Source organism: Pseudomonas sp. NFACC45 (assembly GCF_900113505.1).
Taxonomy (GTDB): Bacteria; Pseudomonadota; Gammaproteobacteria; order Pseudomonadales; family Pseudomonadaceae; genus Aquipseudomonas; species Aquipseudomonas tehranensis.
The window spans coordinates 153340-166209 of the sequence record NZ_FOPO01000002.1 but is presented as its reverse complement, the minus strand read 5'-3'; the positions used below and the strand labels follow the sequence as shown (position 1 = coordinate 166209).

Annotated in this window: 13 protein-coding genes; 4 read left to right on the top strand and 9 right to left on the bottom strand. The window is 62.3% G+C overall.

The window, feature by feature from the left end; translation table 11 throughout:
- Positions 1-2 precede the first annotated feature (2 nt).
- The 5 genes from sctI to BM132_RS03600 all read right to left on the bottom strand — a co-directional run bounded on the left by sctI (position 3) and on the right by BM132_RS03600 (position 4032).
- Positions 3-359, bottom strand: a complete 357-nt coding sequence (sctI, locus tag BM132_RS03620; RefSeq protein ID WP_092453331.1) for a type III secretion system inner rod subunit SctI — start codon at positions 357-359, stop codon at positions 3-5.
- A 31-nt stretch (positions 360-390) separates the two neighbouring features.
- Positions 391-1332, bottom strand: coding sequence for a DNA-binding protein (locus tag BM132_RS03615; RefSeq protein WP_092453328.1), 942 nt, complete (start codon positions 1330-1332; stop codon positions 391-393).
- A gap of 69 nt (positions 1333-1401) precedes the next feature.
- Positions 1402-1608, bottom strand: a complete 207-nt coding sequence (locus tag BM132_RS03610; RefSeq protein ID WP_003225095.1) for a type III secretion system major pilin HrpA — start codon at positions 1606-1608, stop codon at positions 1402-1404.
- 196 nt (positions 1609-1804) lie between these two features.
- Positions 1805-2746, bottom strand: a complete 942-nt coding sequence (locus BM132_RS03605) for a sigma 54-interacting transcriptional regulator (RefSeq protein WP_092453326.1) — start codon at positions 2744-2746, stop codon at positions 1805-1807.
- A 764-nt stretch (positions 2747-3510) separates the two neighbouring features.
- Positions 3511-4032 (bottom strand): SgcJ/EcaC family oxidoreductase, encoded by a 522-nt coding sequence (locus tag BM132_RS03600; RefSeq protein WP_092453324.1) that lies wholly within the window; start codon positions 4030-4032, stop codon positions 3511-3513.
- A 167-nt stretch (positions 4033-4199) separates the two neighbouring features.
- Here BM132_RS03600 and BM132_RS03595 point away from each other — a divergent pair, with 167 nt between their 5' ends.
- From BM132_RS03595 to BM132_RS03580, 4 genes are read left to right on the top strand one after another with little or no spacing between them, the layout of a single operon-like run.
- Positions 4200-5381 (top strand): sensor histidine kinase, encoded by a 1182-nt coding sequence (locus tag BM132_RS03595; RefSeq protein ID WP_092453322.1) that lies wholly within the window; start codon positions 4200-4202, stop codon positions 5379-5381.
- The gene (locus tag BM132_RS03590) at positions 5381-6049 is read left to right on the top strand and encodes a response regulator (protein WP_092453320.1); all 669 of its coding nucleotides are present in this window, start codon (positions 5381-5383) and stop codon (positions 6047-6049) included. Before BM132_RS03595 ends, BM132_RS03590 begins: the two co-directional genes overlap by 1 nt.
- Positions 6046-8358, top strand: coding sequence for an ATP-binding protein (locus tag BM132_RS03585; RefSeq protein WP_092453318.1), 2313 nt, complete (start codon positions 6046-6048; stop codon positions 8356-8358). The genes BM132_RS03590 and BM132_RS03585 overlap by 4 nt, the downstream gene beginning before the upstream one ends.
- The gene (locus BM132_RS03580) at positions 8355-8822 is read left to right on the top strand and encodes a response regulator (protein WP_092453316.1); all 468 of its coding nucleotides are present in this window, start codon (positions 8355-8357) and stop codon (positions 8820-8822) included. Before BM132_RS03585 ends, BM132_RS03580 begins: the two co-directional genes overlap by 4 nt.
- 33 nt (positions 8823-8855) lie before the next feature.
- Here the strand turns inward: BM132_RS03580 and BM132_RS03575 are convergent, their stop codons facing one another.
- From BM132_RS03575 to BM132_RS03560, 4 genes are all read right to left on the bottom strand, one after another.
- Positions 8856-9689: an energy transducer TonB gene (locus tag BM132_RS03575; protein ID WP_092453314.1), complete on the bottom strand. Its 834-nt coding sequence runs from the start codon at positions 9687-9689 to the stop codon at positions 8856-8858.
- Positions 9686-10132 carry a protein TolR gene (gene tolR / locus BM132_RS03570; protein ID WP_047226513.1) on the bottom strand — a complete coding sequence of 149 codons (447 nt, stop codon included), beginning with the start codon at positions 10130-10132 and terminating at the stop codon, positions 9686-9688. Before tolR ends, BM132_RS03575 begins: the two co-directional genes overlap by 4 nt.
- A 13-nt stretch (positions 10133-10145) precedes the next feature.
- Positions 10146-10853, bottom strand: coding sequence for a protein TolQ (gene tolQ, locus BM132_RS03565; RefSeq protein ID WP_092453312.1), 708 nt, complete (start codon positions 10851-10853; stop codon positions 10146-10148).
- 64 nt (positions 10854-10917) lie between these two features.
- Entirely contained in the window at positions 10918-12855 is a 1938-nt protein-coding gene (locus tag BM132_RS03560; RefSeq protein WP_371264092.1) for a phytase, read from the bottom strand.
- Positions 12856-12870 lie beyond the last annotated feature (15 nt).

Here is a 12870-nt window from a genome sequence, read left to right as displayed (position 1 = left end):
CCTTATTGAAGACTGGTGAGTTTTTCCACGCTCTGGGCGGCCTTGCTCACCAATTTGGCGCTGAGCAGGCTCTCCAGGTAGAACGATGACAGCGATCGGTTGGCCTGCAACGCCTGCTGCGGATCGACCGAGCGGGCGGCGCGCTGCAGGTCGCGGGCGGCTTTGTCCGCCCCTTGCTGCAAGGTCGCCGACGCCTGAGCGATGGGTGAAATCAGCGCATCCTGAGGACCGGGGCGTGCCGCTGCCTGCTGCATCTGCACGTTGAACCAGGCAATGTCCGCCTCGGCAGGAGGCCTGACCGGTACGGCTTCGCCAGCGGCCAGGTCCGATTGATGTGAGGTGATCCGTGTAATGGTCATGCAAGCGCTCCTGCCAGGACGAAGGTTTGCGTCAGCCGCGGTAACTGGAGGAACTCTGTTGCGTCAGCACCGACAGTACGTTGCCCGCCGCAATACTCGCGTCGGTCTGAAGGGTGTTGCCAGCGCCTCCATTGAGAAAGTTCTGTTCGGCGTTGGGGAACAGTCCGCCCAGCGAATTGCCCTGGGCACTGCCCTTGACCTCGCCTTTGATCATGTCGATGGCTTTCTGAAACTGAGCGCTTTCACCACGGGACATGAACTGATCGCCCTCGGACAACTCACCCATCCAGTCCTTGGACTTGCCGTCCGGCTTGCCGAACTCTTCAGGGTGCATATCCATGAAGCGCGCCACCTCCTTGAGCACATCCTTGTCCTCGTTGGAGAACTCCATCTCGCCACGGGAGTCACGGATCGGATTGCCGGTGGGTTTGAGCAGATTGTCGAGCTTCTCCTCACCCAGGCTACCCAACAACGCGGACAGCAATTGCTGGATAGCGTTATCGGAACCGGTAGCGCCCGAAGTGTTGTTCCAGCCGCCTGAACCGCCCATGCCACCCATGACGCCGGTATTGCCGGCACCGCCCAGGCCCTGGGACTGCGTACCGCCGCCAAGCAAGTCCTTGATCAGCGACTCCAGGCCCTTGGTGAACGTCTCCTTTTCATCGCCGCTGAGGTAGTTGTCCTCGCTCAACTCGTCACGCCAGCCGCGGACACTGCCGTTGGCGTCGTCAGGTCGGGCGAATTTGTCGGGATTCTTGTCCATGTGGTCGGCAATCATGCCAAGCAACGGATTGTCAGCATCGCGGATGTTCGCCCCGCTGCCGGATTTCTCGAACAATGCATCACCCAACAGCGAAGCTATCTGACCGGCCATGCTGTCAGAACCGGCCTGGAAATCGGCCATGTTCGACGCGCTGAAACTGCTGCCCTGGAAAGAACTGGTCTGGGGCAGGCTAATCGAAGAAGAAAGCATGCGTGCACTCCTTGTTGACTGCGCAAGTCATGGCCCCCTCGACCTCTGGCCAAGGGGGCCCACGACCACTTAGTAGTTGATCGCCTTACCGGTTTGTTGGGCTGCGTTCTGCGCCTTGGTGGCCGAATCCTGGTAGGCGCTGGCGATACCGTTGACGGTATCGGTCATCATCTTGTTGGACTGAGCCTGGGCGTTCATGGTGGTAGTGGCAGCAGCCGTGGCGTCCATCTGAGTCATTGCAGCCATCGAAGCGCCGAGGGAAGCGGTACCCGCCATAGTATTTACTCCTGATTATCGAAGGTTGTGTTGAACACCTGGATGGTGTTCGAACAATGAGTGGTCGATTATCCGAAGCGGTTCCATGGGGATGAGAAAGGAGGTGTCGGTTTCACGAAAACAACGCGCCTGACAGGCGGACGCCGGTGTCGCGGGGTTTTATCCCCCCGCCACGGAATATTCCGGATAAAAGGAATCAGAGCTCCGCCCCATCGATGCTCAGGCTTCTCATGCGGTGATACAGGGTACGGCGCGGGATGCCCAGTTCGTTGACCACCGCGTCGATGCACTTGGCATGACGGGACAGGCATTCCTGGATCAGCGTGCGCTCGAACAGGCGTAGATAGCTTTTAAGCGGCGCACCGCGCTGTGCATCGGGGAACTCATCAGGCGACTGCAAAGGCGGCATGCCCAGGACGAATCGCTCGGCGGCGCATTTGAGTTCACGGATATTGCCCGGCCAGCGATGGCTGAGCAGGCGTTGGAGCAAGTGAGGGTCGGGTTCTGGAATCGGCTGGCGATGGCGCTCGGCGGCCTCAAGGACAAAGCGCTGGAACAAGGGCCGGATGTGTTGCAGGCTCGAGCGCAGAGTGGGCAGTTGGATCTTGATCACGTTGAGACGAAAAAACAGATCACGACGAAACTTGCCTTCCTCCACCAGTTTTTCCAACGGTGTCTGGGTCGCGACGATCACCCGTAGATCCAGCGGCACGAAGCGCGTCGAGCCCAGGCGTTCGATGCCGCGCATTTCCAGGACCCGCAGCAGTTTGGCCTGCAACAGCAAAGGCATGCTGTCGACCTCGTCCAGGTACAAGGTGCCCTTATCGGAGGCCTCGATGTAGCCGGCGCGGGATTTCGAAGCGCCGGTGTAGGCACCCGCCATCACCCCGAACAACTCGCTCTCGGCCAGTTGTTCAGGCACCGCCGCGCAGTTGAGGGCTACCAGCGGCCCTTCGCGACAGGACAGCTCATGGATGCGGCGCGCCAGGGTGTCCTTTCCCGTGCCGGTTTCTCCTTCCAGTACCATGTCGACCTTCAGGGGAGCGGCTTTCCTGATAAACGCTTGCAAAGTACCGACGATATCGAGCACTTCATGTTCCAACGGTGAAGAATTATTGTTCGAAAAATCCCCAGTCATCTTGTTCCCTCACGATGCTGCTCGCTCTCAATGGATCGAGAAGTACAGACGTCGTGCCCCCTTGCCCAAGTACAAGGAGGACAATGGACGTCAAACTCAAGTAGACCTGCCGCCGTTATGGTTTTTTTAGTGGCGGGATAATCAAACAGCCGGTGCTCACCAACACCGTGTCGCGCCGCGAGCTCGCCTTGACGGGAGATCGTTCGTTTTCGACAGCCGTATATGCGCGATTCATTCAAGGGCTGTCAATGCGCGATGCTCGTCTGAGCTGCATTTATAACGTCCCACTGTACTCATCGCAGCAGCGTCGTGAGGTCTGGAAGGAACCCGAAAGAGTCACTTCGGACCGCGACCACGCTTACCCAGGCTGGCAGGTATCACTGCCGGCTCGGTTGGAGGGAGTATGACAAAAAACAAAACAAAGAAAACGTTAAGCTTCTTAATTTTAAGACCTGCGTCATAGGTTCTTAAATTTGTCGCCACTCAGTCGCACGGATAGCCGTCAGCCAAGCCAGTCGGAACAGCCAATCCGACAGGAGTGCTCCAGTACGTTGTGAGGATGGGTCAGGCGTCACAATCCAGCGAGAACTGGTTACTTTTGTTAATCAGCATAGCAAAGGCTTGGGCGAGCATGCGGTTCCGGCGATGGCCAGGAAACAGCCCTTGCGCCAGGCAGGGGGTATGCGCACAGTCCGGCGTCTAGTTACCCGACCTGATGGTTCGCCCCCGCGCGGCCGGGGGAGAACTCATTTGTTCAAGCAGCCTCAGTGGCTGGCATGCAATTGCTTCTGGACTTGCGGCATGGCCGAGGAATGGTGGTTAAGGATCTTCCATTGACCGTCAATGCGTTCATAGATAAAGGTGTAGCGCGCCTGAACCTCGCGCGTGGAGCCGTCAGCGTTGGTCAGAGCGAATGTGTATACGCCACTGTCCATCGCCGCGTCAGGTCCCAGGTGACGGATTTCCCGGTAGTTGATCTGCCCCACCGGCTTGCTGGCCAGGAAGTGTTCAAAGTAATCCTGAATCAATGCCGCCGTGTTGCGCACCTGGTTGGATACCGTGGGCTGCAATATCGCATCCGGCGCATACAGGCTGGTTACCGCAGCAGCGCTACCGGTTTTGAGGGCCGCATTCCAGCGCTCGAACAATGCGGCAATTTCACGGTCATTCTGATTCTGTGGCTGCTCGGCTACGGTGCGGTAAACGTATGGTGTTGTTTCAAGTGCCAGGGCCAAGGGTGTGGTCAGCATGAAAAAAGCGGCAGCGGCGAAGGTTTTCAGTTTCATCGTAACGTTCCTGTGGGTTTCAATGAGCCGACTTTGCCGGGCCTGGCGGCCTTCGCCATCGGCCAACCGGTGCCGATTGCCTATGCCGTTCGGCAGATAGGCCCGGTGCTGATGACACGCTCTAATACGGTCACGCCGACCGGTCCCATCCACGCTGGAGCCCTATCATGCAAAGCCCACCCCATGACCCCGGCAGTGCCCTGGCCATCCGAACCCAATATCGCCAGTCGCAAAGTCGTGCCGCACGGCTGCGCCTGCTGTTGGGCACCGGCCATGAACTGACGCAATTGCCCCTCTCGGCGATGCGCCAGCGCGCAGTGCAACGGGCGTGCGCATTCATGGCCATGGATCATGGCCTGCTGCTGGAGTGGGCGGCGGACACCACGTTTCGCACCATCGCCAGCCATGGCAGCCAAGAACGGCTCGATCTGCTTGCCAGCCTGGCTCAGCCGCCGTCGGCCGAGCCGCAATGGCTGGAGTACCCTGGCAGCGCCCTGCCTCAGGTCTTGCGCGTTCCGTTGCGGGGCTCCGACGGTGTGGTGTTCGGGGCGTTACTGCTGGGCAACGGCGTGGCCCTGGGCACGCCGGACCACGAGGATATTGAGTCACTGCAACTATTGGCGACCCTGCTGGCTGCCCATTTGGAAAACAGTCGCCTGCTCGAAGTACTGCAGGCCCGCGAACGCACCATGTCCGAGCTGGTCCATCGACTGTTCAGCGCCCAGGAAGACGAACGCAAACGCGTGGCCTACGACCTGCATGATGGCCTGGCACAGAACCTGGCCGGCCTGCATCAGCGCCTGCAGGGGTTCGCCGGTCGCTGCCCGCCTCTCCCGCCGGCCCTGGCGAACGACCTGCAGGCCATCCTCGATCTTGCCCGGGGTTGTGTCGGCGAAGGCCGGCAGTTGATCGGCGGCCTGCGCCCCCATGCGCTGGATGACTTCGGCCTGTACAAAGCCGTCGACAAGGAAGCCGACCGCCTGCGCGATGCTGGCCTGTCGGTGGACTGGGCCGAGCACAGCGCCGCTCGCCTGCCGGGCAACGCCGAAATCGCCCTGTTCCGCATTGCCCAGGAAGGCATCAACAACATTCTCAAGCACGCCCGGGCCAGTCATGTGCGCCTGGGACTGGTGGTGAGCGGCGACCGGGCCTCGCTGCGGGTCGAAGACAATGGCCGTGGCTTTGCTCTGGAACAACCCATCGAGACCAATGGCACCTGTCATCTGGGCCTGGCGGCCATGCAGGAACGTGCCAGCCTGCTGGGTGGCCACCTGAGCTGTTTCAGCCAGCCCGATGGCGGCACCCGTTTGCTGGCCAGCATCCCCCTACCCACCCACGGAACACACTGATGACGCCCCCTTTACGCCTGCTTTTGGCCGATGACCACGAAGTGACCCGCACCGGTTTTATCAGCATGCTGGCCGGCAGCGCGGGGTTCGAAGTCGTCGGCCAGGCCCGCGACGGCCAGGAAGCCCTTGATCTGTGCGAGCGGCTGCAACCGGACATCGCCATTCTCGACATTCGCATGCCGGTGCTCAATGGCCTGGGGGCGGCGCGTATCCTGCAGCAGCGTCAGCCGGGGATCAAAGTGGTGATCTTCACCATGGACGACAGCCCTGATCACCTTGAAGCCGCCATCGGCGCAGGCGCGGTCGGTTATCTGCTCAAGGATGCCAGCCGCGATGAAGTGCTGGACGCCCTCAAACGGGTCGCCCAAGGCGAAGAGGCCCTGAACAGTTCGGTCAGTGCGCGCCTGCTGCGACGCATGGCCGAGCGCGGTGCCAGTGGCGCCGCCCAGGTCCAGGCCCTGACAGCCCGCGAGCGCCAGGTGCTGGGGCTGGTGGCCGGCGGCTTCAGCAACCGTGAAATCGGCGAAAAACTCGGCATCGCCGCCGGCACCGCCAAGGCCCACGTGGAGCGAGTTATCGGCAAGTTGGGCGCCGCCGACCGGACCCAGGCCGCCGTGCGCGGTGTCGCCCTGGGGTTGGTGGCACAACCCAGCGGGCAATGGCCATGAGGTTCCTCGCCGCCCGCCGCTGGGCCAACCTGCCATTGCGGGGCAAGGCATTGGTGGTCATTTCCCTGCCCCTGGTGGTGCTGTTGCTGTCGCTGGTGCTGATCTACATCACCGAACGCCAGACCGCCCGGGCCGAGGAAGACGTGCGCCGGGTGCTGCTGGTCCAGGGGGATATCCAGACGGTGCATACCCTGCTGGCCGAAGCCGCGGCCAGCGTGCGCGGTTACCTGCTGACCCGGCGCGAAGACTTCCTACCCAGCTACGAACAGGCCACGCCGCTGATCCAGGCCGCGTTACAACGGTTGGACCACAACATTCGCGACACCCGGATGCGCGAACGCCTCAAGACCATCACCCCACTGATCGCAGAAAAACTCGATGGACTGGATGCCTTGCGCAACGGCAAGGCCGATGACACAGCGGCCATCACGACGATTCTGATCGAAAACAAACACGTCCTGGACGTGCTGCGCGAGCAGATCAACGCCATGCGTATACGTGAAGACGCGCTGCTCGCCGACCGCAGCGCCGCCGCCTCGGCCACGCGCATGCGCTTGTTGTTCGCCACGCTGCTGGCGGCGCTGTGCGGACTGCTTGGCGCCATCGTAGCGGTGCTGTTCCTGTCCAAGGGTATTGTCGCCCGCGTGCAACAGGTGCAGGGCAACGCTCAGCGCCTGGCCTTGGGTCAACCGTTGCTGCCGCAACCGCCGGAGCAGGACGAAATCGGCCAGTTGGGCACCCGTCTGGTAGAGGCCGGGCAGTTGCTTGCCGAACGCGAGCGGGCTCTGCGGGATAACGAAGAACGCTTGCGACTGATCATCGATGGGGTGAAGGACTACGGAATCTTCGCGCTGGACGCCCAGGGCCATGTCATTACCTGGAACGCCGGCGCCGAACGGATCAAGGGTTACACCGAACAGGAAATCCTCGGCCGGCATTTTTCGTTGTTCTATCTGGCCGAGGAATGCCCGGCACACCCGGACATGGCGCTGCACGAAGCCGCCCGTGACGGTCATTACATGGAAGAAGGCTGGCGCTGTCGCAAGGACGGCAGCCGCTTCTGGGCCAGTGTGGTCATCACTGCCCAGTACGACAGTACCGGCACCCTGCGCGGGTTTTCCAAGATCACCCGCGACATCACTGACCGCCGCGCCGCCGAGATCGCTCTGCGCACCGCCCGTGAAGAAGCCGAAAGCGCCAGCCGCGCCAAAAGCGAATTTCTGTCGCGCATGAGCCACGAACTGCGCACCCCGCTGAACGCCATACTCGGCTTCGCGCAACTGCTGGACATGGACTCCAGCGCCGGCCAGCGCCCACAGGTCAGTCACATCCTGCGCGCCGGCCAGCATCTGCTGGCATTGATCAACGAGGTGCTGGACATTGCCCGGATCGAGGCCGGTCGTCTGCCGCTGAACATTGAGCCGATTGCCTTGACGACGGTGTTGCACGAAGCCCTGACGCTGGTCTCACCCATGGCGGCCGACGCAGGGATTCAGTTGGCCGAGCTGGCGCCGCTACCCGACAGCAGCGGGGTGCTGGCCGACCGTCAACGCCTGGTGCAGGTGCTGCTCAATCTGTTGTCCAACGCCATCAAATACAACCGACCCGGCGGTGAAGTGCGCATTGAAGTGACGGCCCAGGGGCCGCGAGTCAGCATTGCCGTCAGCGACACCGGGCATGGCATTGCCCCCGAGCAGCTTGACCGGTTGTTCAAGCCATTCGAGCGCCTGGGTGCCGATCCACAGGTCGAGGGCACCGGTCTTGGGCTGTCCTTGAGCAAGAGCCTGCTGGAAATGATGCAAGGCAGCCTCCAGGTCCACAGCGAGCCGGGGCAAGGTTGTTGTTTTACCCTGCAATTGCCCGGTGCCCGGGTGGAACACGCCCGTTTGCCCCCCATCGTCGCGCTGAAGGTACCGCGTCCGTCGGTCGAATATCACGGCAAGATATTGTGCATCGAAGACAACCTGTCGAGTCTGGCGCTGATCGAGACCCTGATGCAGCGTCGTCCGGGTATCCAACTGCTGTCGAGCATGCAAGGCCAGTTGGGCCTGGACCTGGCTCGCCAGCACGCCCCGCAGTTGATCCTGCTGGACGTGACCCTGCCGGACCTGACAGGCCTGGAGGTACTGCGCCGTTTGCGGCAATCGGCAGCCACGGCGGCCACACCGGTACTGATGATCACCGCCGATGCCAGCGACCTGACCCACCGTGCCCTGCACGAAGCCGGGGCCACGGCGATCCTGACCAAACCCATTCATATCCAGGCCTTTCTCGGCCACCTTGAGCGTTATTTACCGGAGCCCGCATGAATCGCGATTTGCGCATCCTGATCGTTGACGATCAGCGCCCCAACCTGGACCTGATGGAGCAGTTGCTGGCTCGCGAAGGGTTGCACAACGTATTGAGCAGCACCGAGCCTTTGCGCACCCTTGACCTGTTCAACAGTTTTGAGCCTGACCTGGTGATCCTGGACCTGCACATGCCGGCATTCGATGGCTTCGCCGTGCTGGAGCAGCTCAACCGGCGCATCCCGGCAAACGACTACCTGCCTATTCTGGTGCTGACCGCCGACGCGACCCGCGACACCCGTCTACGCGCCCTGGCGCTGGGCGCCCGGGACTTCATCAGCAAACCCCTGGATGCGCTGGAAACCATGCTGCGCATCTGGAACCTGCTGGAAACACGGGCGCTTTATAAGGCGTTGCGCGAGCTGGTTCCATCACGACAGATCGAACTGTTGCGCCAGCACCGACCGGCCGCCGGCGCGGTTTAGTCCTGGTGCGTCGGGTCGCCATAGGCTTGGGTTCTATTCGATGCGGTAGTGAAAGGTATTGCGCACCGCCGGCACCGTCACGGCCTGGCCGTCGACGATCCGCGGCTGATAACGGAAGGTCTGGGCCGCAGTCAACGAGGGTCGGATGAACAACGGATGGCAGCCGTCCAGCACCTTGGGGTTGTCGATTCGCCCGTCCGGCTTGACGCTGTACTCTACCGTGCAATCGCCTTCCAACCCTTTGTCCAAAGCCCGTTGCGGATAATCCGGAGCCTCTTTGCTCAGGGGTTGATAGTGGCGACTGTCGGCGGCGGCCAGGCGCGCCTGTTCGGCTTGGCGTTGCCGGGCGAGCGCCTGGGCCTGTTGAGCCGCTTGGCGCTGTCGTTCGGCGGCCTGTTGCTCGGCTTCCTGCTGGCGTCGCTGGTTCTCCTGACGCTCGCGCTGTCGTTCGGCCTGTTGCTGGGCCTGCTGCTCGCGCTTTTGCTCCTCAACCCGTTTGCGCGCCAGGGTTGCCTGCTCCAGTTTCTGTGCTTGAAGCCTTGGATCGACCACAGGTTTGCTCGGTGGCGGGCGTGGCGCTTGCACTGGAGCCGGCGCGACTTCGACCGGTTCTGGGACGACCTCCGCCACGGCGGTCGGCGCAGGCGCTTCAGGCACCGGCAGCGGTGGCAACATCACCAGTTGCGTGCGCAGCACCCGCGGCGCTTCGACGGCAGGTTTCTCTACGGTCCAGCCCAGCACCAGCAATGCCGCGACCACCGCGTGCAAGGCCACGGCGAGTCCTGCCGCCAGGCTGTTCCTCCAAAAACCACTGCCGGACACCGTGGATAAACCCAAGGATGGACTGTGCATGATCATCGCCGTCATCGGGGTGCCTCGGTCACCAGCCCAAGGTTGCTCACCCCGCCCTGCTGCAAAGCGGCCATGGCGGCCACGACACGACCGTAGTCGGCGTGGTCGTCGGCACGGATATACACCTGAGTGTCGCTGCGCTCGGCGACAACCTGGGCCACCTTGGCGCGCATCTGATCCAGGTCCACCGCGCTGTCGGTCTGGCTTTGGGTGTCCAGTTCGGCGCCCAGGTTCCAGTAATAACCGCCCTCGGCCTTCACAGACAGGGTCAGGATCTGTTGGCGGCTATCGTTGGCCAATGCCTGGCTGGCGACCTTGGGCAGTTCGATTTTCACGCCTTGGGTCAACATGGGGGCCGTGACCATGAAGATCACCAGCAGCACCAGCATCACATCGATGTAAGGCACCACGTTCATTTCGGCCTTGGGCCCGTGCTTGCGTTGGGGTTTGACTAGCATCTGCCCTCTCCTCTCAAGCGGCCGCGGCCAGGTTCACCGGGGCGCCGTGCAGCTTGCGGTGCAGGCGGGCCTGCAACTCATTGCCGAACGCGTAGTAACGCGTCAACAAGGTCTGGCCGCGGGCGGAAAACCGGTTGTAGGCGATCACAGCGGGAATCGCCGCGAACAGGCCGATGGCGGTGGCAATCAAGGCCTCGGCGATGCCCGGCGCCACAGTGGAGAGGCTGGCCTGCTGCACTTGGGACAAACCCAGGAAGGCGTTCATGATCCCCCAGACCGTGCCGAACAAACCGATGTAAGGGCTGACCGAACCGACCGTGGCGAGAAACTGCAAGCCTTTCTCCAACTGGACCTCCTGCTCGCTGATTGCCACTTGCAGCGAACGCTCCACCCCTTCAAGCACCACCTGTGGGCTGCCGGAGGGTACGTTGAGCTGGGTGAAAGCCTGGAAGCCGGCGTGAAAGATCGGCTCCACGCCGCCCTCTTCCTCGCGCACCTGGGCGGTCTCGCGCAACAGCGCTGGCAAATCGCTGGTGCTGCGAAAACGCTGGATGAAACCGTTGAACTGGCGCTCGTTGCGGCGCAACGCGGTGCTGCGCTGGATGATCAGGTACCAGCTCAACAGCGAGGCCAGCAGCAGGGTGAGCATGACGGCCTTGACCAGAAGACTCGCATCGCTGATCAGGCCCCAGATTGTCATATGTTCCAGAGTGGCTTGCATGGGTAGAACTCCTGTCTGGCTGCTATTCGATGAAATGTTCATGACCGGTTGATGACAGCGCCGTTCAAGGCAGGCGCAAGGCTTTGGCCACTTCGCTCCAGGGCACGAACTTGAAGTTCTGGGTCTGCTCGGGCATCCGTTTGCGGCCGTCCTGGACCACCAGCATGCCGTCGTTCCAGGGCCCGCCCAGGTTGGCCGAAGTCACTTCCAGGCCATCGGTTTCCGAGGCGCCATCAATGCCCGCGGCGCCGTTCAGGCCGACGCGCAACGCACCGCGCACGGCATAAGGCGGTTCGGCATCAAGTAGCACATAGCTGTCGTTGCCCTGGCTTGAGATCACCAGGTAATCGTGGCCGGCGCCTTGGTACAGGGCGATGCCCTCGACGTCGGCATGCAACTGAGGTCCGACCTTGATCACGTTGTTCAATGTCGCCGGCCGGTCGGCCCGGGCATCCACCGCCCAGACACCGACGTCTTCTTCGCCGAGAAACAGACGCTGGCGGCGGTCATCGGCGACGCAACCTTCAGGCTGGCTGTCGACGCTGAACTGGCGCACCAACTCCCCTTTCACCACACCGTCCGGGGCGCTGAGGCGGTACTGCAAATAACGCCCGTCCTTGCCATTGGCAAAGGCATACAGTTCGCCTTCAACCGGCTGGAACAGGCAGATGCCGTAGATTTCCTTGAGCGGTGTGGCAATCTCGCCGGCCTCGCTCAACTCACCGCTGACACGGTCAATGCGGAACAGGCTGAGGCTGTTGCGATCGCGGTTGCTGGCGACGGCCAGATCGACGGTTTGCGTGCCCAGCCTGAAGTTGCCGCGCACATCGACGTTGTTGAGGCGGCCCACCGCCAGCTCCTGCAGCAGCTTGCCTTGCAGGTCATACGCCAGCAGGCCTTGCTTCTTGTTGGTGCCCAGCACCCGGCTCAAGGCAGGCGTGGTGGGATGAATCCAGATCGCCGGGTCATCCGCCGCGTCGCCCTGGCGTGCTACCGGTTCGCTCTGGGCAATGGCCGCCACCGTGGGCAGTACCGGCGGCAGGGAAACAGGCGTGGGCTGCCAATTGATTTGGCCCTGATACAGGCGTGCGCTGTCATCGTCGCGCAACAACAGTTCAAGGCCGTTTTTCGTCGCCCTTACCGCCAGACTTTCCGGCTCGTTCAGGCCGGGCAGCGCCAGGCGGGCTGTTGAGGTCCAGCCCTGGCCGTCTTGCTGATACAGATGCAGCTGTCGCGCTTGTGGGTCCAGGCCCAGCAACCCGCCTGGTAACGCCGCCAGGTCCCCAGCGGCCTGCTGGATGTCACCGAACGGTGTGCGCATCGCCACGGGTACACGCACCGCATCGGCCTCGGAGGATGCCGGGTAGGCCCACCAGCCCACCTGTTCCTCGTTGACGAACAGTTGATTGGCGCTGTCCTGCACCTGGCAGGCCTGGGCATCGGGCGGCAGTGGCAGGCCGCGTACGCGCTGTGCGCTGGCGCTCAGTTGCTCGCCGTTACCCACCAGCCATTGTTCGCCCTTGCCTTCTTCACCTACCAGAAACACAAACAGGTTGCTCGCTTCATCGCGGTACAGGCACAGCCCGTTTACCGGAAAATCCCGCGCGGGCAGGTACAGCGGCTTCCCCCACTGGCGTTTATCCGGGTCGAGGCTGACCAACAGTGCTTGCTGACGAGTGCTGTCGAGGCTGGCGACCAGCACGTTCGCCCCGAGGGCCCGGCTGTCGAGACCTTCGAAGGAGCCCTCCAGGCGCGACAGTTCGCGGCCTTGGGCATCGAGCAGCAACAAGCCTTCATCGGCAATGGCCAGTCGCTGGGTCGTCGAATGGCCGGGCACAAATGCCAGGGCATTGATCGAGCGCTCCTGGGTCTGCGGCCAGGGTTGCAGCTTCAAGGTTGGGGAAGCCGCCAGGGCTGGAACGGTTGCCAGACTGATGAGCATTGCCAGCAGGTACTGTTTGGGAAAAAACAAAGCTGTGTTCAACGGAAAAATCCTTGTCATTGAAAGGGAGGGCGC